This is a genomic window from Microlunatus spumicola (genome assembly GCF_039536445.1).
GTDB lineage: Bacteria > Actinomycetota > Actinomycetes > Propionibacteriales > Propionibacteriaceae > Microlunatus > Microlunatus spumicola.
In genome coordinates this window covers 507282-528168 of record NZ_BAAAYR010000001.1, presented here as the reverse complement: position 1 = coordinate 528168, position 20887 = coordinate 507282, and the positions used below count along the sequence as shown (strand labels likewise).

Below are 20887 nucleotides of genomic sequence, written 5' to 3'. Positions count from 1 at the left end.
GCGGTCCTCACGGACGCGCCATGGCCGCCAGCACCCGCGTGGCGCTCGTGCCGAGCCCCAGGCGCTCGGTCAGCGCGGCGAACAGCTCCGGGTTGGCGGGTTCGGTGGGCAGGACGAGGTCGTCGAGGGTGACCCCGAGGTCCAGGTCGCGGGCGACGGACACGACCTCCGGCGCCACGGCGAGGTAGTCGATCGCCGCGTGCAGCTTGGCCCGCACCGACGGGCTCACCCGCGTCTCGGGGGCGCTGGCCGCGGCGAGGATGCCGGCGAGGTCGCCGTAGGAGGTGATCAGGCTGGCGGCGGTCTTGTCGCCGATGCCCGACACGCCCGGGAGTCCGTCGGACGCGTCGCCGCGCATCGTGGCGAAGTCCACGTACGCCGCCGCCGGCACCCCGTAGCGCGCCCGGACCCACGCGTCGTCGACCTGCTCGTGCCTGCCGACCCCGCGCGCGATGTAGAGGACGCGGACCTCCCGGGCGTCGTCGACGACCTGGAAGAGGTCGCGGTCGCCGGTCACCACGTCGACCGGCAGCGGGAGCGTGGTCGCCAGCGTGCCGATGACGTCGTCGGCCTCGTAGCCGTCCGCGCCGACCATCCGGATCCCCAGCGCGGTCAGCACCTCGCGGATCCAGGGCACCTGCACGGCCAGGTCGTCCGGGGCCGACTCGCCGTCGGTGTCGGCCGAGCTGGACATCTCGGCGATCACGCCGGAGCCGGCCTGGTCGGGCGTGGCCCCCAGGACCCGGTGCGCCTTGTAGGACGGCAGCAGCGCGACGCGCCACGCCGGACGCCAGTCGTTGTCCCAGCAGCACGCCACGTGGGTGGGGGAGTAGACGTCGACGAGCCGGGCGATGAAGTCCAGGAGGCCCCGCACGGCGTTCACCGGCAGCCCGTCGGGGGCCCTCAGGGAGTCGGGGACGCCGTAGAAGGCGCGGAAGTAGAGCGAGGCCGTGTCCAAAAGCAAAATTTTTCGCGTCCGCACACGAGTGATCCTGGCACGATGACGCCATGGAGCAGCTGGACCAGCGCATTCTCGCGCTGCTGGCCCGGGACGGCCGGATGTCCTACACCGACATCGGCAAGGAGACCGGCCTCTCCACCTCGGCCGCGCAGCAGCGCGTGCGGCGGCTGGAGCAGCGCGGGGTGATCAAGGGCTACCGGGCCGTGCTCGAGCCCGCCGAGCTCGGGCTGCAGGTCACCGCGTTCGTCGCGATCAAGCCCTTCGACCCCAGCGCCGCCGACGACGCGCCCCAGCGCCTCTCGCACATCAACGAGATCGTCTCCTGCTACTCCGTGGCCGGCGAGCCGAGCTATCTCCTCAAGGTCCAGGTCGGCAGCATGCACGACCTCGAGTCCCTCCTCGCCCGCATCCGCGCGGACGCCGGGGTCTCCACCCACACGACCACGGTGCTGTCGGTGCCGTACGAGGACCGCGCGCCTCTCTGATCTGTCCTCGCTCCGCTCGGACGCGACCGGCGCTCTGACCCGCCCCCTTCCTCCTTCCCCGTGACGCCGCCGCCGGTTCGCACCGCGGCTCTGCTCCCGATGTCGGCGGCGCCGTCACGGTCCAGTCGTCCAGGCGGCGGCGCGCCGATCGGCCTGGGCTGGGACCCCGTGCCGATCAGCCTGGGCTGGGACCCTGCCGTCGCCCGATGCCTGCGTCTTCACGCTCCCTGAGCTTGTCGAAGGGCCCGGAACGGGTCGGCCTCTTCCGGAGGATCCGCTCAATCCGGAGCCCCAGATCGCCGTTCGAGCGCTCACACCGCTCTCCGGAGCGATCTCGGGCGACGAAATGAGCAGAACGGCCGGCGCCTGGCAGGCTGAGCGCGTGATCCTGCACGGCGGAACCGTCGTCCTCCCCGACCGCTCCCCGGTCGCCGCCGTCGCGGTGCGGGACGGGCGCGTCGCCGCGGTCGGGACGCTGGAGGAGGTGCGGGCCGCGGACCCGGGCGGCCGCGAGGTCGACCTCGAGGGGCGGCTGGTGACCCCGGCGTTCGTCGACGCCCACGTGCACGCGGTGCAGAACGGGCTGGTCGCCGCGGGGTTGGACCTGCACGACGTCACCTCGGTCGAGGACCTGCTGGCGCGCCTGCGCGTGTACGTCGACCGGGACCCGGGCCGCGGGATCGTGCTCGGGCAGGGCTGGGACGACCGGTCGTGGCCCGACCCGCGTCCGCCGAGCCGGGCGGAGCTGGACGAGGCCGGGCGGGGCCACGCGGTCTACCTCGCCCGGGTCGACGTGCACTCGGCCGTCGTCTCGACCGCGCTGCTCAACGCCCTGCCCGGGGTCGAGGGGCTCGTCGGTTACCGGCCGGACGGGCTGCTCACCCAGGACGCCCACCACGTGTGCCGGGGCCGGCTCGACCAGCTGACCACCGACGCGGCCCGGCGCACGGCCGCCGAGGTGACGCTGCGCGAGGCCGCCGCCCTGGGCGTCGCCGAGGTCCACGAGCTCGGCGGGCCCCACCTCGGGCCGCTGGCCGACCTCACGCGGGTCGTCGACGCCGGACGCGCGCTGGGCGTGCGCGTCGTGGGCTACTGGGGCGAGTCCGCGGGGGCCGAGGCCTTCGCCCGGATGACCGAGGTCGGTGCACGGGGGCTCGCCGGCGACCTGTGCGTCGACGGGGCCATCGGGTCCCGGACCGCCGCGCTCGTCGACGACTACACCGACGGACCGGGCCGGGGCGCCCAGTACCTCGACCTCGACGCCGTGGTCGACCACCTCCGGGCCTGCACCGAGCGTGGGGTCAGCGGCGGGTTCCACTGCATCGGCGACGCTGGGGTCGCGACCGCGGTCGAGGGCCTGCGTCGGGTCGAGCGGGAGCTCGGGGCCGACCGCGTCCGCGCCGCCCGCCACCGTCTCGAGCACGTCGAGATGGTCGCGGCCGCGGACCTGCCGGTGCTCGCGCGGCTGGGCGTGACGGCCAGCGTGCAGCCGGGGTTCGACGCCGCGTGGGGCGGGCCGGACGAGCTCTACGCGCAGCGGGTCGGCGACCGTGCCCGGACGATGAACCCGTTCGCCTCCATGCTCCGCTCCGGGGTGCCCGTGGCCTTCGGCACGGACACGCCGGTCACCGCCGTCGCCGGCTGGCAGATGGTGCGCGACGCCGTCGACCACCGGCGCCCCGACGAGCGCATCGGCGTGGCCGAGGCCTTCGCCTGCGCCACCGTCGCCGGCCACCGGGCCGCCGGCGACGAGGCCGGCACCCTCGCGCCGGGCTCGCCCGCCCACCTCGCGGTCTGGGAGGTCGAGCCGGAGCTGCTCGACCCGCGTACGGGGCTGCCCCGGCTGGACCCGGGCGACGCCCTCCCGCGGTGCGCAGCGACGCTGGCCGACGGAACTGTCGTGCACGCCGACGGCCTCCCCGCGCTGCGCGGCTGAGCCGCCCTGTCGGTGGTCCCCGGTACCCTCGCGGTGTGCGGCGGGGGATCGGGGCGGTGCTCGCCGGGGTGGCGGCAGGGTTGGCGTGGCAGCCGTTCGCGCTCTGGCCGCTACTGCTCGTGGGGGTCCCGGCGCTGACGCTGCTGGCGCGCGGGCGTCGTCCCCGCGGCGCGTTCGGCGTCGGCTACCTCTTCGGCCTCGCCCTGCTGACCGTCACCATCTCCTGGGTCCACGTCCTGGGCTGGTGGGTCGCGGCGCTGCTGATCGCCTTCGTGGCCCTCTTCTTCGGCGTGCTCGGCGTGGCCCTCTCGCTCGTCGGCCGGCTGCGCTGGTGGCCGGTCCCGGCCGCGGCCTGCTGGGTCGCGGTGGAGCTGGCCTACTCGTCCGTCCCCTTCGGGGGTTTCGGCTGGACCCGGCTCGCGTACGCGGCGGTCGACACCCCGCTGAACGGCTGGTTCCCGCTGGTCGGCGTGGCCGGCGTCAGCTTCCTCGTGGCCCTCGTCGGGCAGGTCGTCGCGTGGGTCGTGCTGCTCCTGCGCGAGCGCCGCCCGCGGGTCTTCCCCCGCGTGCTGCCGGCCGTGCTGGTCCTCGTCGCGCTCCTGGCCGCGGGGGTCGGGCTGCGGTCGTTCCAGGTCGAGCCGCTGGCGGGCCGCGAGGGTTCCGTGACGGTGGGCGTCGTCCAGGGCAACGTGCCCGGTCGCGGCATCGAGGCCCTCGGCCGCGCCCGGACCGTGACGAACAACCACCTGTCCGAGAGCGTCGACCTGATGGCCCGCGCGCGGCTCGGGCAGACGCCCGTGCCGGACTTCCTGCTCTGGCCCGAGAACTCCACCGACATCGACCCGCTGCTCGACGGCGTCACCCGCGGCACGGTCGCGGGCGCGGCCGCGGTGGCCGGCGTGCCGATCCTCGTCGGCGCCGTCACCGAGGGCCCCGGGCCCGACGAGCGGCAGACCACCGCCCTGTGGTGGGACCCGCTGCGCGGACCTCTGGCGAGCTACCACAAGCGCAACCTCGTGCCGTTCGGCGAATGGATCCCGTTCCGGGACCAGCTGCTGCCGCTCGTGCCGATCCTGCGCGAGGTCGGGTCGCAGTCGGTCCCCGGCACCCAGCCCGGCGTGCTCAGCGTCCCCGTCGGCGGCCGCACCCTCAAGGTCGGCGACGTCATCTGCTTCGAGCTCGCCTACGACCGCACCGTGCACGAGACGATGACCAACGGCGCCCAGGTGCTCGTCGTCCAGAGCAACAACGCCACGTACGGCGGCACCGGGCAGATCGAGCAACAGTTCGCGATCACGCGGGCGCGGGCGATGGAGTCGCGCCGCGAGATCGCCGTCGCGACGACGAACAGCGTCTCCGGCTACATCGACCGGGACGGCCGGGTCGTCGACCGCACCTCGGAGTTCACCTCGGCCGGCTTCGTCGAGACCATGCCGCTGCGGTCCGCGCTCACCCCGGCGGTCGTCGCGGGTGCCTGGCCCGCGTGGGTGTTGACGCTGCTGGCGCTCGCGGCCGTCGCGCTCGCGGTCCGCCGCCGTCCCGTACGCCACAATGGTCCGCGCCCGGAGGGCACCGCCCCCACTCCTGCCGAACCCTCCCCGACGAAAGAGCCGATCCGTTGAGCGAACCGACCGCACCCGCCGCCGGTCCTGACTACGGGCGCGTGCTCGTGATCATCCCGACCTACAACGAGTCGGAGAACATCGACACCATCGTCGGCCGGCTCCGCCGCGCCGTGCCCGCGGCCGAGGTCCTCGTCGCCGACGACAACTCCCCGGACGGCACCGGCCTCATGGCCGACGCGCTCGCCGCCCGCGACGCGAGCGTGCACGTCCTGCACCGCCTCGGCAAGGAGGGCCTCGGGGCCGCCTACCTGGCGGGGTTCCAGTGGGGCCTGGAGCGCGGCTACGACGTGCTCATCGAGATGGACGCCGACGGGTCGCACCAGCCGGAGCAGCTGCCCAAGCTGCTCGCCGCGCTCGGGCCCAAGGACGCGCGTAAGGCCGACCTGGTCCTCGGGTCGCGCTGGGTCCGCGGCGGCCGCGTCGTGAACTGGCCCCGCTCGCGCGAGGTGCTGTCGCGCGGCGGCAACCTCTGGACGCGGATGGCGCTCGGCGTGCCGCTCAAGGACGCCACCGGCGGGTTCCGGGTGTTCGACCGCGGGACCCTCCTGGGCATCGACCTCGACGACGTCGCCTCGGCCGGCTACTGCTTCCAGGTCGACCTGGTCTGGCGGGCCGTGCGCAAGGGGTTCCGGGTCGTCGAGGTGCCGATCACGTTTGTCGAGCGGCAGTACGGTGACTCGAAGATGAGCCAGAAGATCGTCGTCGAGGCGCTGCTGCTCACCACCGCGTGGGGCGTGAAGCACCGGGCCCAGCAGGTGCGGGGCCTCGTCCGGCGGCACAAGCAGCCCGAGCTGACGTGAGCGAGCGGAGGAGCCGACGGTGAAGCTGCGGAGCGGGTGGCCGCTGGCCCTGTTCGTGGTCCTGCTGATCGCGATCCCGATCTTCGAGGTCTACGTCCTCGTCCAGGTCGGCCAGCGCATCGGCGTCGTCTGGACCGTCCTGATCCTGGTCGTCGAGGCCGTCGTCGGCGCCTGGCTCACCCGGCGTGAGGGTGGGCGCGCCTGGCGTGCGCTGGAGGGCGCCTTCCGCGGCGGCCGGGTCCCGACCGGCGAGCTCGCCGACGCCGCCCTGGTGCTCGTCGGCGGCGTGCTGCTGATGCTGCCCGGCTTCGTCACCGACGTCCTCGGTCTGTTCTTCCTGATCCCTTTCACGCGTCCCTTCGCGCGCAAGGTCGTCGCCTTCTTCGTCGCCCGCCGCCTCAGCCGCGCCGGCCTGGTCCCCGGCGCCCACAGCCCGTACGGCCGCACCGGCACGGTCGTCGAGGGCGAGGTCGTCCCCGACGGCTCGACCGTCACCGTCACCCCCGACCAGATCGAGTCCGGCCGCCCGTAGGTTCCGTGGGCCTCGGCCCGCCGCCGGCGCGTCACGTAACCGCAGCGCCGCCAGAAGTCTCGCCCTCGCGCCGCGTCCCACTAGTCACAGGATTTTCACGTTTACGTGAAAGTCCGGTACTCACCACGGCAGATCTGCCGGGCAAGGTACGGGTCTTTCACGTTTACGTGAAAGACCGGGGGCAGGAGGGGCGACGCAGGAGGGGCGGGGCGCAGGAGGGCAGGCCGCCTGGGAACGCAAGAACCGCCCCGGACGAGGTCCGGAGCGGTTCGTGTGGTGGAGCGGAGGCTCAGGCGGTCTTCTTGGACGGACGCGCCGAGCGGGTGAAGGCGGTGGAGCCCAGCTCGCCGGCACGGAGGAGCGTCAGGCGCTCGGCCAGCAGCTCCTCGAGCTCGGCGATGGAACGACGCTCACGGAGCATGTCCCAGTGCGTACGGACCGGCTTCTCTTCCTTGGCCTCCGGGCGGATGCCGTCGCTACGGAGCGACTCGGCCCCGCAGCGGGGGCACTCCCAGAGGGCCGGGATCTCGGCCTCGGACGAGAACACCATCGTGAAGTGGTGCTGGCGGGCGCAGTCGTACCCGACTTCCTGACGGGCGGCGAACTCGACGCCGGCCTCGTCCTCGAAGCTCTTGGAACCGAGCCCGGTACCGCGCAGTGATCGATCGGCCATGGTGCAACCTCCTGAAGAACGTGAGCCCGAACCGGCCTCACGGGGTCTAACTGATGGGGGCGGCCAGATGTTCCGCCGGGCGTGGTGCAGTGACCCGCGTCATGGCCACGGCCCCCGCCGCCAGCACCAACGCGATGCCCACGATACCGACCCGGTCGGAGAACAGTGCTGAGAAGACGGCGAACAAGCCCGGCGCGAGGAACGAGGCGGCCCGTCCGGTCGTCGTGTAGAGCCCGAACATCTCGCCCTCGCGGCCCTTCGGCGCCACCCGGGCGAGGAACGAGCGCGAGCTGGCCTGCGCCGGCCCCACGAACAGGCACAGCGCGAGCCCGAAGACCCAGAACAGCGTCGTGCCCTGGACGAAGAGCAGCACCAGACAGGCGACGACCAGCCCGACGAGCGACAGCATGATGATCCGCTTGGGCCCGACGACGTCCTCGACGCGGCCGAGCACGAGGGCGCCGAGGGCGGCGACGACGTTCGCGGCCACCCCGAAGACGAGGACCGTCGACGGGGCCATGCCGTAGACACTGACCGCGAGGATGGCGCCGAAGCTGAACACGGCGGCGAGGCCGTCGCGGTAGAGCGCGGAGGCGATCAGGAACCGCACGGCGTTGCGGTCGCGGTGCCACAGCGCGCGGACGTCGTGCACGAGCAGCCGGTAGGAGCCGACGATGCCGACGCGGCGCTGCGCCGGCCCGGGCGGGACCTCGGGCACGGCGAAGAACACGGCCGAGCCGAACACCAGGAACCAGACGGCCGAGAAGACCGCGACGGCCCGGATGTCGAGGCCGCCGGCGTTCGTCACGCCGAACCAGCCGACGTCAGGCTTGATGAACCCGAAGTAGCAGATCAGCAGCAGGAAGATTCCGCCGAAGTAGCCCATCGACCAGCCGAAGCCGGAGACCCGGCCGAGCGTGGCCGGCGTCGACACCTGCGGCAGCATCGCGTTGTACGAGACGCCGGCGAACTCGTTGAATACCCCGCCCGCGGCGAGCAGCACCAGGGCGAGCCACAGGTAGGACGGCTCGTTCCTGACCGCGAACATCGCGACCATGACCGCGAAGACGAGCGCGCTCCAGACGAGCAGGTTGCGCCGACGGTGCCCGCCGGCGTCGGAACGCTGGCCGGTGACGGGGGCGACGGCCGCGATCAGCAGCCCTGCGGCCGCCGTGCTGAACCCGATCCACGTGTTCGCCGTGAGGCCGCCGGGCCGGGCGTCGCCGACCACGCCGGCCACGACGTACGGGCCGAAGACGAAGGAGACGATGACGGCGTTCCAGGCGGACGAGCCCCAGTCCCACAGCGCCCAGGCGAGCACCCGGCCGCGCGCGACCGGAGCTGCCCCGGCGGCGGGGAGGGTGGTCGGGTCCTCGGTGGCCGTCACGACCAGAGCCCCCGGTCCTCGAGGACGGTCTTGAGGGTGTTCGGCCGGTCGGTGAAGATGCCGTCCACCCCGAGGTCGACCAGGCGCTCGATCGTCGGCTGGTCGTCGATCGTCCACACGTGCACCTGCTTGCCGCGGCGGTGCGCGGCGCGGACCAGGCCGGACGTGGTGATCGGCACCGTACGGCGCCCGAGCCGCGTCGCCAGCGGCACCTGCAGCGCGGGGGCGGGGGAGTCGAGGACGCGCGTGAGCCAGGGGAGGAAGCGGTGCAGCACCACACCGCGCGAGCTGACCGCCGTCGGGACGCGGGCGCCGAGCCGGCGCCGCAGCCGGTGGAGCCGGGCGGGGGAGAACGAGCTCACGCACACGCGGTCGTACGCGTCGTGGTCGGCGATCGCAGCGGCCAGCAGGTCGACGGCCGGGTCGGCCTTGGCGTCGACGTTGAAGCGCGCGTCCGGGAAGGCCTCGAGCAGCTCGGTGAAGGTGGGGATGCGGTCCCGGCCGCCGATCAGGACGTCGACCAGCTCGGCCGACGACCGGCTCGCCACGGCACCCGTGCCGTTCGTCACCCGGTCGAGCAGCGGGTCGTGGAAGGCGAGCAGCCCGCCGTCCGCGGTCGCGTGCACGTCGGTCTCGAGGTAGCGGTAGCCCAGCGCCACGGCCTCGCCGAACGCGTGCAGGGTGTTCTCCCGGCCGACGTTCGGGGCGTACGCCGCACCGCCGCGGTGGGCGAAGGCGAGGAACGGCGCGTCGAAGAAGGCGTACTCGTCGGCGCGCACGCCGTCATCATGGCAGGCGCAGGGTCGGACCGGGGGTCAGACGGGCAGGTCGACGCCAGGGAGGTAGGCCAGCACGCGGTCGACCTCGAAGGGGAACCACGACGGCTGCCCGACGACGACGAGGTACGCCCAGCCGAGCAGGCCGCAGACCGCCAGGAAGACGAGCCAGAACACGACCTTCTTCCGGCGGGTCCAGCCCTGGTAGACGTGCAGCGCGTGCTTGAGCCGCAGCATCAGGCGGTGCGCCCACTGGAACTCGCTGGCCCAGACGGCCAGGCCGCCCAGGACCAGCGGGATGCCGCCCGGACCGGGCAGCCAGCCGGTAGCGAGCCCGAGGAGGATCAGCAGGAGACCGACGGCACCGACGACGCAGCGGTAGACACGGAGCTGGTGGGGGTTGGCCCGGATGCGGCGCCGCCAGGCCCAGCGGTCCTCGCCGGTGCGCAGGACGTGGTGGGCGTGGGCACCGGTGTGCGGCACCTGCTCAGGGGGTCGCGGTGGAGCCTGTTCGTCGACCCCGCCGGACATGGGCCCACCATACGGGCGTCAAGCAAGACACGCGGGCGGTCCCCGTCAAGTTTCCCGGGGCTCCGCGGACCGCTCGTCCCCGGAGCCGCTCGAAGGGCCAGACTGTCCCTGCTTCTCCCCGTCACCCGTCCTCCGGAGGTCCCGTGCCCGTCGTCGTCACCGCTGTGTTCCACCCCGCGCCCGGCCAGAAGGACGCGCTCGTCGAGGCCTTCCGGTCCACGATCCCCGGCGTGCACGCCGAGCCCGGCTGCCTGCTCTACGCGATCCACGACGCCGAGGACGGCACGATCACGATGATCGAGAAGTGGGAGTCGGTCGCGGACCTGGACGCCCACGGGTCCGGCGAGGCGGTGGTGGCGCTGCAGGCGGCGACCAAGGACCTTCTCGCCGGCCCCGCGACCGTCGTCCGCATGACGCCGGTCCCGGTGGGCGACGCCGCGCTGGGCGAGCTCTGAGGCCCACCGCGTGAAGCGCATCCTGTCGATCCAGTCGTCGGTCGCGTACGGCCACGTCGGCAACAGCGCGGCGACCTTCCCGCTGATGCGGATGGGCGTCGAGGTGTGGCCGGTGATCACGGTGCACTTCTCCAACAACACCGGGTACGCGTCCTGGCGCGGCCCGCTGCTGACCGCGGACGACGTGCGCGACGTCGTCCGCGGCATCGACGACCTCGGCGTGCTGGGGGAGTGCGACGCCGTGCTGTCCGGCTACCAGGGCGCGGCCGACAGCGGCACGGCGATCCTCGAGGCCGTTGCGCTGGTCAAGGAGCGCAACCCGGCCGCGCTCTACTGCTGCGACCCGGTGCTCGGCGACGTGGGGCGCGGGTTCTTCGTCGCGCCCGGCATCCCCGAGCTGATGCGTGACGCGGTCGTCCCGCAGGCGCAGGTGATCACGCCGAACCAGTTCGAGCTGGAGTTCCTCACCGGCCGTACGGTGCGGACGTTCGCCGAGGTCGTGGACGCCGCTCGCGCGGCCCGCGACCTCGGTCCGGGCACGGTTCTCGTGACCAGCGTCGACGTCGAGGACGTCGCGCCGGGGACCCTCGACCTCGTCGTCGCGACCGGTGACGGGACCTGGCGGGTGACGACGCCCCGCCTCGACGGCATCTTCCAGGGGGCCGGCGACCTGACCGCCGCCGTCTTCCTGGCCCGGCTGCTGCAGACCGACGACCCCGCCGACGCCGCCGCCTGGACCGCCTCCGTGGTGTTCGGCGTCCTCGACGTCACCCGCCGGTCCGGCCGCCGCGAGCTCCAGCTCGTCACCGCGCAGGACGAGCTGGTCGACCCGACGCACCGCTTCGAGGCTGTCCGCCTGGACTAGGCCAGAACGCCCCCTGAGCCTGTCGAAGGGCCTCGCAGAGGTCCGGCACCAGTCGCTCGGGTGCCAACCCCTTCGGGGCCCTTCGACAGGCTCAGGGGGCGTTATCGCCCGGGCCTGCTCCGGGATGTTGGCCCTGCCGACCGAGGGTCAAGGCCTCTCTCAGTCCCGGAACACCTCGATGTCCGCGCCCAGCATGTTCAGGCGGTTGGCGAGGTCCTCGTAGCCGCGGTTGATGACGTAGACGTCGCGCAGGACCGACTCGCCGCGGGCGGCGAGCATGCCGAGCAGGATGCAGACGGCCGGGCGGAGCGCGGGCGGGCAGACGACCTGGGTGCCGCGCCAGCGGGTCGGGCCCTCGACGATCACCCGGTGCGGGTCGAGGAGCTGCACGCGGGCGCCGAGCCGGTTGAGCTCGGTCAGGTAGATCGCGCGGTTCTCGTAGACCCAGTCGTGGATGACGGTCTTGCCCTCGGCGCTCGCCGCGATGACGGCGAAGAACGGCAGGTTGTCGATGTTCAGGCCCGGGAACGGCATCGGGTGGATCTTGTCGATCGGCGCGTGCAGCACCGACGGCTTGACCGTGAGGTCGACGAGGCGGGTGTGCCCGTTCGCGGCGACGTACTCGGTGCCGAGGTCGAACTCGAGACCCATCTCCTCCAGCACGGCGAGCTCGATCTCGAGGAACTCGATCGGCGCGCGCTGGATGGTCAGCTCCGACTGGGTGACGATCGCTGCGGTGATCAGGCTCATCGCCTCGATCGGGTCCTCCGACGGCGCGAACTCGACGTCGGTGTTGATGCTCTCGACGCCGTGCACCTGCAGGGTCGTCGTGCCGATGCCGTCGATCTCGACGCCGAGGCGGGTCAGGAAGACGCAGAGGTCCTGGACCATGTAGTTCGGGCTGGCGTTCCGGATGACCGTGACGCCCGGGGACAGCGCGGCGGCGAGCAGCGCGTTCTCCGTGACGGTGTCACCGCGCTCGGTGAGCGTGATCGGGCGCGCCGGGTGGACCGTGTCGACCGAGCAGCGGTAGAAGCCCTCGGTCGGGACGACGTCGAGGCCGAAGCGGCGCAGCACCTGCAGGTGCGGCTCGATCGTCCGGGCGCCGAGGTCGCAGCCGCCGGCGTACGGGAGCGCGAAGCTCGGGTAGGAGTGCAGCAGCGGGCCGAGGAACATGATCACCGAACGCGTGCGGCGCGCCGCCTCGACGTCCATGGCGTCCAGGTCGAGCTCCTCGGGGCGGTTCAGCTCGAGGTCGGCGCCGCCGTTCAGCCAGCGGGCCTGGACGCCGATGCTCGTCAGGACCTCGAGGATCCGGTTGACCTCCTCGATGCGCGCGATGCCGCGGATGACGGTGCGGCCGCGGTTCAGGAGGCTGGCGCAGAGGAGGGCGACGGCCGCGTTCTTGGACGACCGGACCTCGATGGTGCCGTTGAGCTTGACCCCGCCCTGCACGCGCAGGTGCTGCGGCGCGGGCTGGCCGACCGAGATCAGGGGCGCGTCGAGGGCGGCCGCGATGCGGTTCACCATCTCGAGGCTGAGGTTCTGGTTGCCGGCCTCGATGCGGTGCACGGCGCTCTGGCTGGTGCCGAGCACCTCCGCGAGCTGGGTCTGCGTCAGGCCGCGGTGCTTGCGCGCGCTCCTGATCAGGCCGCCGATCCGGTCGAGATCTGTGGTGGTCACACGACCGACGATAACTCACATGTGAGATTTTCCGTGAACCACCGGCCGTGTCGCGTCGTGCGTCGAGGTCGACGACGGCCCAGGAACGAGCCTCGGACCACCTCGGCGGTCCTTAGGCAGCACCCCTAGGCTAGCGGCATGAGCGATCACTACGACCTCGTCGTGCTGGGCGCCGGACCGGGCGGCTACGTGGCCGCCGTCCGCGCCGCGCAGCTGGGTCTCCGTACGGCCATCATCGAGCTGAAGTACTGGGGCGGGGTCTGCAACAACGTGGGGTGCATCCCCACGAAGTCGCTGCTGCGCAACGCCGAGGTCGCCCACCTGTTCACGCACGAGGCGAAGACGTTCGGCATCAGCGGCGACGTCAGCTTCGACTTCGGCGTGGCGTTCAAGCGCAGCCGCACGGTCGCCGACCGGATGGCCAAGGGCGTCCACTTCCTGATGAAGAAGAACAAGGTCACCGAGATCGACGGCTGGGCGACGTTCGTCGACGACCACACGTTCGACGTGGCGCTCAACGCCGGCGGCAACCAGCAGGTGACGTTCGACAACCTGATCATCGCGGCGGGTGCGACCACGCGGCTTCTGCCGGGCACCTCGCTGAGCGAGCGCGTCGTGACCTACGAGGAGCAGATCCTCACCGAGGAGCTCCCGGGGTCGATCATCATCGCCGGGTCGGGCGCGATCGGGACCGAGTTCGCGTACGTGCTCGCCAACTACGGCGTCGACGTGACGATCGTCGAGTTCCTCGACCGGATGGTCCCGCTCGAGGACCCGGAGATCTCCGCCGAGCTGCAGAAGCAGTACAAGAAGCTGGGCGTCAAGGTGCTGACCAGCACCAAGGTCGAGGGCATCGACGACTCCGGCGACAAGGTCAAGGTGAGCGTCTCCCCGGCCAAGGGCGGCGACACGCAGATCCTCGAGGCCGACAAGGTCATGCAGGCGATCGGGTTCGCGCCGCGCACCGAGGGCTACGGGCTCGAGAAGGCCGGCGTGCAGCTCGGCGCGCGCGGCGCGATCGAGATCGACGACCACATGCGGACGAACGTCCCGCACATCTACGCGATCGGCGACGTGACCGGCAAGCTGCTGCTCGCCCACACCGCCGAGGCGCAGGCCGTCGTCGCCGCGGAGACCATCGCGGGCGCCGAGACCTTCCCGATCAACTACGACATGATCCCGCGGGCGACCTACTGCCAGCCGCAGATCGGTTCCTTCGGCTACACCGAGGCGCAGGCCCGCGACAAGGGCTACGACGTCAAGGTCGCCAAGTTCCCCTTCACCGCCAACGGCAAGGCCCACGGCCTCGGCGAGGCGATCGGGTTCGTCAAGCTGGTCGCCGACGCCAAGTACGGCGAGATCCTCGGCCTGCACATGATCGGCCCGGACGTCACCGAGCTCCTGCCCGAGCTCACCCTCGCCCAGCTGTGGGACCTCACCGCCGAAGAGGTCGCCCGCAACGTGCACGCCCACCCGACGCTGTCCGAGGCCCTGAAAGAGGTCGCGCACGGCATCTCGGGCCACATGATCAACCTGTAGGGGCGGAAAGTGGTCGCTCAGCGAGGCAGAACGCTGGGCGGCCACCCCCTCGGTGACCACTTTCCCGCCCGACCCGGCAGTCGACCGGGCCGAAAGGGAAAGTGGCCAGCGAGGACGCTGCCGCCGGCCGTTCTGCGTCGCTGAGCGACCACTTTCCGCTGCCTCAGTGCGCCAGGTGGAGCAGCCGGCGGAGGCCGCCGCTCCTGGGCTCGCGGTGCTCGCGGGTGACCCAGCGGTTCAGGACCGAGGGCGGCTGGCCCTCGCCGGCCAGGCGGTCCAGAGCCGCGATGTCCTGCAGCTCGGCGATGCGGGCGCTGTTCTCGTACTCGTTGAGTCCCATGACGTTCTCCTCGATCGGGTGGAGGCCCTCCCGGCCTCTCGACACGGACGAATCTCGTCGTGAGCCGGGACCGGCACATCGGGTCTTCGCCCTGACCAGGGACGACTTCGACAGGCTCATGAGGTCTGAGGTGGGCGCCCTGCCGATCTGAGGTACCTCAGATCTCGACCGGGGGCGCGGCGAGGCCTCGTACGCCGGTCCGCCGTCGGTGGCGGCTGCCATGATGACGCTCGTGCCGACCGCCGCCGCCCCGCTCGTCGGGCGGGCCCACGAGCTCGACGAGCTGGCCGACCTGGCCGGCGTCGTCGAACCGCCGCACCCGGGTGTCGTGCTGCTCGGCGGTGACGCCGGCATCGGGAAGTCCCGGCTCCTGACGGCGCTGGGGGAGCGCGCCGTGGGCGCGGGCCGCGAGGTCGCCGTCGGCCACTGCCTCGACCTCGGCGGCAGCCCCGTGCCCTACCTGCCGTTCACCGAGCTCGCCGGCCGTCTCGCCGCCGTACGCCCCGGCCCGGTCGCCGAGCTCGTGGCGCAGCACCCGTCGCTGCGGCGGCTGGTCTCGTCCGGCACCGCGACCGCGTCCGTCGAGCCGGCCGACCGCGGGATCTTCTTCGCGGCGGTCCACGCGACGCTCTCGACCCTCGCGGGCGAGCAGCCGCTGCTCGTCGTGGTCGAGGACCTGCACTGGGCCGACCAGTCGACGTACGACCTGCTGACCTTCCTGCTGACCCGCGGGTTCAGCGCGCCCGTCGGGCTGGTCGGCTCCTACCGGAGCGACGACCTGCACCGACGGCACCCGCTCCGCCCGCTGCTGGCGGCCTGGAACCGGCTGGCCGGGGTGCGCCGCCTCGAGCTCGGGCCGCTGCCCGACGACGACGTCCGGACCCTCGTGGGGTCGCTGCGCGCGGGCCCCACCAGCGCGACCCAGCTGCAGGACGTGATCGACCGGGCCGAGGGGAACGCCTTCTTCGCCGAGGAGCTCGTGGCGGCCATCGGCACCTCGGACACCCCGCGCGACCTGGCCGACCTCCTGCTGCTGCGGGTCGACCAGCTCGACCCCGACGCCCGGCTCGTGGCCCGAGCCCTCGCCGTCGGCGGCCACCGGCTCGCCGACGCGCTGCTGGCCGAGGTCACCGGGCTCGGTCCCGACCGGTTCGAGGTCGCCGTCCGCGCCGCCCTCGACCGCAACGTGCTGCTGAGCGACCGCGACGGCTACGGCTTCCGCCACTCGATGCTCGGCGAGGCGGTCGAGGCCGACCTGCTGCCCGGCGAGCGCGCCCGCCTCCACGACGCCTTCGTCCGGGCGCTCGCCGGTCGCACCGAGCGCGGCGTGTCCGCCGACCTCGCCCGGCACGCGCTGGCGGCGGGCAGGCTGCCGGAGGCCTTCCTGGCGAGCGTCCACGCCGGCGACGAGGCCGCGGCCGTCGGCGGGCCCGACGAGGCCGCCCGCCACTACGCCCGCGCGCTCGACCTGGTTGCGGCGGGCCGGGTGGACCCGGCCGCGGTCGAGCCGCCCGTCGAGCGGGTCGGGCTCGTCGAGCGCGCCGTCGGGGCGACGTCGGCCGCGGGCATGGCGCGACGGGCGGAGGCCCTCGCGGCGGCCGAGCTCGACGCGCTGCCGTTCGACGCCCCGCCGACCGACCGCGCCCGGCTGCTCGTCGCGCTGCTCGAGGCGGCGGAGGCGTACGAGACGACCGCCGACCTGATGGCGCTGGCCGGCGAGGCCGAACGGCTCGTGCCGGTCGAGCCGCCGACGGCCCTGCGGGCCCGGACCGTCGCGGCGCTGGCCGTCGTCCTGGTCTCCGAGGGGTCGACCGACGCGGCGGTCAGCTGGGCCGAGGAGGGGCTAGCGATGCCGCCCGACCTGCGCCCGGGCGAGACGACGGTCAAGCTGCGGTCCGTGCTGGCCAAGGCCACCGAACGTCGCGGCGACAGCGCCGGTTCCGAGCGCATCCTCGGGGAGCTCGCCGCCGCTGCGCACGCGGCCGGGGACCCGGCGGAGTTCCGGATCCGGCACCAGCTCGGCGGCGTCCTGCTCGAGCTCGGGCGCATGCCCGAGGCCTTCGAGTCGTACCGCCTCGCCGCGCAGCAGAGCGCGGCGCTCGGCCGGCCGTTCGCCCCGTACGGCGGCGAGGCGCGGGCGTTCGCGGGCCTGGTCGGCTACCAGCTCGGGCGGTGGGACGAGGCCCTCGCGATCGCGCGCGCCGACGTCGACCAGGCCCCGTCGTTGCCGGCCGCCGCGCTCACCGCCGTCGAGCTCCTCGTCCGGGCCGGCCGGGGCGACCGGGACGGGTGGCCCGCGCTGCTCGAGCGGACGCGGCCCGAGTGGTCGGCGGAGGGGATGGTCGCGGTGCAGAGCGCGGCGGCCGCGATCGACCTCCACGGCGACGCGGGCGACCTCGACGGGGCGCTCGCCGTGCACGACGCCGTCGTCCGTGCGATGACCGCGCTCTGGCGCACGCCCGCCTTCCAGGGACGGATCCGCCTGACCGGCCTGCTGCTCGGCCAGCTCGCGCCGCTGGTCGCCGGGCTGGTCCCCGAGCGCCGGGCCGCGCTGCTCGACCTCGGCGACCGCCTCGCGGCCGAGGCCGAGGACGCGACCGAGATGGGACGGCACCGCGTGCCGGGCCCGGAGGGCCGGGCGTGGCTGGCCCGGGTCCGGGCGGAACGGCTCCGGCTCGGCTGGCTGTCCTCACGCCCGGCCGACGCCGACGAGCTCCGCATCGCCTGGAGCAGCAGCGTCGAGGCGTTCGCCGCGTACGGGCACGTGTTCGAGACGGCCCGGTCGCAGGCGCGGCTCGCCGTCGCGCTGCGGGCGACGGGCCAGGAGGCGGAGGCCGCCGCGGCCGCCGACGCCGCCCTCGCCGTCGCCCGGTCCCTCGGCGCCCGGCCGCTGCTGGACGAGGTCCGCCCGCTCATCGGCCGGACGGCTGCCTCCGGTGCGGGCGGCCCGGGCGGCGACGTCCTGACCCCGCGGGAGGCGGAGGTCCTCGGCCTGGTCGCCGACGGGGCGAGCAACCGCGACGTCGGCCTGCGGCTGTTCATCAGCACGAAGACGGCGAGCGTGCACGTCTCGAACATCCTGGCCAAGCTGGGGGCGCGCAGCCGGACGGAGGCCGTCTCGATCGCGCGGCGGCGCGGCCTCCTCGACTGAGGCCGGTTCGGGGAGCCCGGCTCAGACGTCGGCCTGCGCGCGACGCCGCGCCCGGTACGCGGCGGCCTTGGCCCGGTCGCCGCACCCGGACATCTCGCACCAGCGCCGACGGTGACCGCGCGAGCGGTCGAGGAAGGGGTGCGTGCAGACCGGGTCCGCGCACCACTTGAGCTCGGCGTCCCCGGGGTCGACGAGGGCGAGGCCGTCGCGAGCGACCGCGCTCAGCCCGGCCCGCCACGAGCCCGACCGGGCGAGGCGGCGGTCCGGCCGCAGGGCGACCTCGGGCACGGGGCCGGCGGCCGCGGCGTTCACGAGCTCGAGCGGCGCGCGGGGGAGGTCGCCGTCGGCGTCGAGCAGCGCCTCGACCACCGCGAAGAGCGCCTCGCGCAGCGCGACCGCCTCGGCGAGGGTCCGCTCGTCGGTCTCGGGGGCCGCGTCCAGGACGCCCGCCTCGACCAGCCAGGCCGCCACGTCGGCGCCCTCGTGGAGGTGCTCGGTCCGCGTGTCGCGACGTTCGCCGAGCGTGGCGACGAAGTCCAGGGCCAGGTTGCCGGAGCTGATCGCGAACGCCACGTCACCATCTTGACCGGTGACATGAGCCGGTGCAAGGGTGAGCGCATGACATCACCGGTCCAAGTGGTGACGGCCCCGGCCGTGACGGCGGGTACGCGCGCCCTGGTCCGCTACGGCCTGGCGGCGGTGGGGGTCCGGATGCTCGACGCGGGCGCCGGGGTCGGGCTGCTGCTCGTCGCGGCGCACCGGCTCGAGCCCGGCACGGCCGCACGGACCGGGGGACTGCTCGTCGCCCTCTACACGCTGCCGCACCTGGCCGGCCCGCTGCTGGCGCGCCGTCTGGACCTCGCCCGCGACTACCGCCGGCTGCTCGGGGTCGCGTACGGGCTCGTCGGGGTCTTTCTGGCCACCGCCGCGTGGACGCTCGGCCGGCTGCCGGTGGGGGTCGTCGCGGTCCTCGTGCTGCTCGCGGGCCTCGGCGGGCCGTTCCTCGTGGGTGGGCTCAGCAGCCGCCTCGCCGCGCTGGTGCCGGCGGACGAGGTCGCGCAGCGGCGGGCGCAGGGTCTAGACGCCACCATCTATGGCGTCGCAGCCACGGCCGGTCCGGCCGTGGTCGCGGCGCTGGGCGGCTGGTGGTCGCCGAGCGCGGCCGTCACCGTGCTCGGAGGTCTCGCCCTGGTCTCCGCGGTCGTCGTCCAGCTCCTGCCGCGCCCGACCGCACCGGAACCGGCGTCGGTGCCGCGCGTGCGGGACGTGCTCCCGCTGGTGCTGCGCGACCCGCCGCTGCGGCGCGTGAACTACGCGACGATGGTCACGGCCGCCGCCCAGGCCGGTCTGGCGGTGGTGGTCGTGCAGCTGGCCGGGCCTTACCGGGTCGAGCCCAGCACGGCCGCCGTGCTGCTCGCGGTCATGGGCGCCGGGAACCTGGTCGCCGCGCTGCTCCTGAGCGCCCGTCCGTTGACGGGCGACCCCGACCGGCTCACCACGCGGCAGGTGGCCGTGGTGGCGGGCTGCTTCGGGCTGTGCGCGCTCGCGCCGACGTTCGGCTGGGGCGTCGTCGCCTTCGTGGCCATGGGCGCGGCGACGGCGCCCTTCGTGACGGCGACCTTCGCCGCACGGAACACGTACGCCCCGCGGGACGCGCGCGGCCAGGTGTTCGTCACCCTGTCCGCGCTCAAGATCACGGCGGCCTCCGGCGGCACCGCGCTGGCCGGGCTCCTCGTCGTGCTCGGCCCGTCGCTCCTGCTGGTCGTCGGTGGCGGCGCGGTCCTGCTCGCCGCGCTCGCCACCGTCGTCGACCGTCGGGTCAGCGCGCGGCCTTGACCCCCACCACCGGGCAGTCGGCGCCGAGCAGGATGGCCTGCGCGGTGCTGCCGGTGATCAGCTTGCCGACGGGGGAGCGGCGGCGCAGGCCGATGACGATGAGGTCGGCCGCGTTCTGCTCGGCCGCGGTGAGGATGCTGTCGGCCGCGTTCACCCCGTCCGTGGGGCGCAGCATCGTGTGCGTGAGGCCCGACGCCGCGAGCTGGGCGTCCAGCGCGTCGATGTCCTCGGCGGAGGCGAACTGCGGGTCGGCGTAGTTGCCGTCCTTGCCCGTGTTCAGCACGAAGAGGTTGGCGCGGTGCTCCTGCGCCTCGGCGATGGCCCAGTCGACGGCGGCGAGGCCAGCAGGAGTGGGGATGTAGCCCACGACGATGTTCATGGGGTCACTGTAGGGATCGCGGGCCGCGGTCGCACCCGCGCCGGGCCGTCAGGCGAGGTGCGCCGGCACCCCGAGCAGCCGGTCCACGGTCGTGAACGTGTAGCCGTCGGCTCGGAGCCGGTCGATCAGCGGGCCGACGGAGGCCACCGTCTGGCTCCGGTCGCCGCCGCGGGCCTCGCGCCCGTCGTGCATGATCAGGATCGATCCCGGCCGGACCCGGCGCACCGCGCCCGCGGTCATCCGGGCGGCCGGCGGCTGGAAGACCTCGAACGGGTGGCCGAAGGTGCCGGAGACGACCTGGAGCCCGGCGCCCTCGACCGTGCGCAGCACCCAGGGCCAGTGGCAGAGCCACGGCGGCCGGTAGAGGCCGGGCACGACCCCCGACACCCGGTGCAGCACCTCCTGGGCCCGCGCCACCTGGTCGTGCTGGCGCGGGTCCCGGAGATAGCTGGTGAACGCGTGGTCGAGGCTGTGGTTGCCCAGGACGTGGCCCTCGTCGACGACGCGGCGCGTGGTGGAGGGGAAGCGTTCGGCGCAGCGGCCCACCTGGAAGAAGGTGGCGTGCACCTGCCTGGCGGCGAGCACGTCGAGCAGCCGGCTCGTCCAGGGCTCGTTGGGCCCGTCGTCGAAGGTCAGGGCGACGACCTTCTCCTCCTGGCCAGCAACGGCCGGCGGCCGACCGTCCGGTCCCGTGGGACGGGGGAGCCGCGGAGCCTGCGCCTCGTACGGGAACGAGCCCCACAGCTGTGTCCGGGGACCGAACCCCGCCCACCAGGCGGCGCTGATGGCGGCACTGGCGGCGAGCACCGTCCCGCCCGCCGCCGCCCGCACCCCGACACTCTAGGACCGCGCGGGTCACGCCCCGCCCGGTGCCGTCGCCACCGCCCCGTCGCGTGGCGCACCGCGTACGGGGAGGGCGGCGGAGGTCCTGCC

General features: G+C 73.8%; 19 protein-coding genes and 1 pseudogene. 10 read left to right on the top strand and 10 right to left on the bottom strand.

All coding sequences use genetic code 11. From position 1 onward, the window contains the following. Positions 1 to 7 precede the first annotated feature (7 nt). Positions 8 to 964: a 5'-3' exonuclease H3TH domain-containing protein gene (locus tag ABD665_RS02395; RefSeq protein ID WP_204912408.1), complete on the bottom strand. Its 957-nt coding sequence runs from the start codon at positions 962 to 964 to the stop codon at positions 8 to 10. A gap of 44 nt (positions 965 to 1008) precedes the next feature. Between ABD665_RS02395 and ABD665_RS02390 the strand changes: the two genes are divergently transcribed. The 5 genes and pseudogenes from ABD665_RS02390 to ABD665_RS02370 all read left to right on the top strand — a co-directional run bounded on the left by ABD665_RS02390 (position 1009) and on the right by ABD665_RS02370 (position 6339). After that, on the top strand, positions 1009 to 1446 hold the full coding sequence (locus tag ABD665_RS02390; protein WP_204912409.1) for an AsnC family transcriptional regulator: 438 nt from the start codon (positions 1009 to 1011) through the stop codon (positions 1444 to 1446). Between the two features lie 382 nt (positions 1447 to 1828). After that, positions 1829 to 3382 (top strand): amidohydrolase family protein, encoded by a 1554-nt coding sequence (locus ABD665_RS02385; protein ID WP_204912410.1) that lies wholly within the window; start codon positions 1829 to 1831, stop codon positions 3380 to 3382. Positions 3383 to 3417: 35 nt separating this feature from the next. Further along, positions 3418 to 5004 carry an apolipoprotein N-acyltransferase gene (lnt, locus tag ABD665_RS02380; protein WP_344740917.1) on the top strand — a complete coding sequence of 529 codons (1587 nt, stop codon included), beginning with the start codon at positions 3418 to 3420 and terminating at the stop codon, positions 5002 to 5004. Next, a pseudogene (locus tag ABD665_RS02375) lies at positions 5001 to 5830 on the top strand (polyprenol monophosphomannose synthase). The gene lnt and the pseudogene ABD665_RS02375 overlap by 4 nt, the downstream one beginning before the upstream one ends. Beyond that, positions 5827 to 6339, top strand: coding sequence for an FxsA family protein (locus ABD665_RS02370; RefSeq protein WP_344740915.1), 513 nt, complete (start codon positions 5827 to 5829; stop codon positions 6337 to 6339). The pseudogene ABD665_RS02375 and the gene ABD665_RS02370 overlap by 4 nt, the downstream one beginning before the upstream one ends. Positions 6340 to 6628: 289 nt before the next feature. On the opposite strand, the gene ABD665_RS02365 is transcribed toward ABD665_RS02370, so the two are convergent. Genes ABD665_RS02365 through ABD665_RS02350 form a run of 4 tightly spaced genes read right to left on the bottom strand, consistent with a single transcriptional unit; the run spans position 6629 to position 9658 of the window. Then, entirely contained in the window at positions 6629 to 7012 is a 384-nt protein-coding gene (locus ABD665_RS02365) for an RNA polymerase-binding protein RbpA (RefSeq protein WP_183338155.1), read from the bottom strand. A gap of 46 nt (positions 7013 to 7058) precedes the next feature. After that, complete coding sequence (locus tag ABD665_RS02360; protein ID WP_344740909.1) at positions 7059 to 8399, bottom strand: MFS transporter; 1341 nt, start codon at positions 8397 to 8399, stop codon at positions 7059 to 7061. Continuing rightward, entirely contained in the window at positions 8396 to 9178 is a 783-nt protein-coding gene (locus ABD665_RS02355) for a glycerophosphodiester phosphodiesterase family protein (RefSeq protein ID WP_204912412.1), read from the bottom strand. Before ABD665_RS02355 ends, ABD665_RS02360 begins: the two co-directional genes overlap by 4 nt. 36 nt (positions 9179 to 9214) lie before the next feature. Then, entirely contained in the window at positions 9215 to 9658 is a 444-nt protein-coding gene (locus ABD665_RS02350) for a PGPGW domain-containing protein (protein WP_204912413.1), read from the bottom strand. Between the two features lie 191 nt (positions 9659 to 9849). Here ABD665_RS02350 and ABD665_RS02345 point away from each other — a divergent pair, with 191 nt between their 5' ends. After that, complete coding sequence (locus ABD665_RS02345) at positions 9850 to 10161, top strand: antibiotic biosynthesis monooxygenase (protein ID WP_204912414.1); 312 nt, start codon at positions 9850 to 9852, stop codon at positions 10159 to 10161. Between the two features lie 10 nt (positions 10162 to 10171). Continuing rightward, complete coding sequence (pdxY, locus tag ABD665_RS02340; RefSeq protein ID WP_204912415.1) at positions 10172 to 11026, top strand: pyridoxal kinase PdxY; 855 nt, start codon at positions 10172 to 10174, stop codon at positions 11024 to 11026. 159 nt (positions 11027 to 11185) lie between these two features. Here the strand turns inward: pdxY and ABD665_RS02335 are convergent, their stop codons facing one another. Beyond that, a complete protein-coding gene (locus ABD665_RS02335) occupies positions 11186 to 12709 on the bottom strand; it encodes a UDP-N-acetylglucosamine 1-carboxyvinyltransferase (protein ID WP_204912416.1) in 1524 nt (507 codons plus the stop codon). 138 nt (positions 12710 to 12847) lie between these two features. On the opposite strand from ABD665_RS02335, the gene lpdA reads away from it, so the two are divergent. Beyond that, positions 12848 to 14248: a dihydrolipoyl dehydrogenase gene (lpdA, locus tag ABD665_RS02330; protein ID WP_204912417.1), complete on the top strand. Its 1401-nt coding sequence runs from the start codon at positions 12848 to 12850 to the stop codon at positions 14246 to 14248. Positions 14249 to 14411: 163 nt separating this feature from the next. Here the strand turns inward: lpdA and ABD665_RS02325 are convergent, their stop codons facing one another. After that, complete coding sequence (locus ABD665_RS02325) at positions 14412 to 14588, bottom strand: hypothetical protein (protein ID WP_204912418.1); 177 nt, start codon at positions 14586 to 14588, stop codon at positions 14412 to 14414. A 232-nt stretch (positions 14589 to 14820) separates the two neighbouring features. On the opposite strand from ABD665_RS02325, the gene ABD665_RS02320 reads away from it, so the two are divergent. Next, positions 14821 to 17739, top strand: a complete 2919-nt coding sequence (locus ABD665_RS02320) for an AAA family ATPase (protein WP_204912419.1) — start codon at positions 14821 to 14823, stop codon at positions 17737 to 17739. A gap of 21 nt (positions 17740 to 17760) precedes the next feature. Here ABD665_RS02320 and ABD665_RS02315 read toward each other — a convergent pair whose 3' ends face one another. After that, entirely contained in the window at positions 17761 to 18312 is a 552-nt protein-coding gene (locus tag ABD665_RS02315; protein ID WP_204912420.1) for an ABATE domain-containing protein, read from the bottom strand. A 45-nt stretch (positions 18313 to 18357) separates the two neighbouring features. Here ABD665_RS02315 and ABD665_RS02310 point away from each other — a divergent pair, with 45 nt between their 5' ends. After that, positions 18358 to 19575: an MFS transporter gene (locus tag ABD665_RS02310; RefSeq protein ID WP_204912421.1), complete on the top strand. Its 1218-nt coding sequence runs from the start codon at positions 18358 to 18360 to the stop codon at positions 19573 to 19575. Here ABD665_RS02310 and ABD665_RS02305 read toward each other — a convergent pair. Next, the gene (locus tag ABD665_RS02305) at positions 19559 to 19954 is read right to left on the bottom strand and encodes a universal stress protein (protein ID WP_204912422.1); all 396 of its coding nucleotides are present in this window, start codon (positions 19952 to 19954) and stop codon (positions 19559 to 19561) included. The two genes, ABD665_RS02310 and ABD665_RS02305, sit on opposite strands and share 17 nt — an antisense overlap. Positions 19955 to 20002: 48 nt before the next feature. Then, the gene (locus tag ABD665_RS02300) at positions 20003 to 20785 is read right to left on the bottom strand and encodes a polysaccharide deacetylase family protein (RefSeq protein ID WP_204912423.1); all 783 of its coding nucleotides are present in this window, start codon (positions 20783 to 20785) and stop codon (positions 20003 to 20005) included. Positions 20786 to 20887 lie beyond the last annotated feature (102 nt).

Excerpts from the sequence above, each read along its gene's own strand:
- ABD665_RS02390 (WP_204912409.1), top strand. The coding sequence starts at position 1,009 with ATGGAGCAGCTGGACCAGCGCATTCTCGCGCTGCTGGCCCGGGACGGC.
- lpdA (WP_204912417.1), top strand. The coding sequence starts at position 12,848 with ATGAGCGATCACTACGACCTCGTCGTGCTGGGCGCCGGACCGGGCGGC.
- ABD665_RS02310 (WP_204912421.1), top strand. The coding sequence starts at position 18,358 with ATGACATCACCGGTCCAAGTGGTGACGGCCCCGGCCGTGACGGCGGGT.
- ABD665_RS02305 (WP_204912422.1), bottom strand. The coding sequence starts at position 19,954 with ATGAACATCGTCGTGGGCTACATCCCCACTCCTGCTGGCCTCGCCGCC.
- ABD665_RS02325 (WP_204912418.1), bottom strand. The coding sequence starts at position 14,588 with ATGGGACTCAACGAGTACGAGAACAGCGCCCGCATCGCCGAGCTGCAG.
- ABD665_RS02365 (WP_183338155.1), bottom strand. The coding sequence starts at position 7,012 with ATGGCCGATCGATCACTGCGCGGTACCGGGCTCGGTTCCAAGAGCTTC.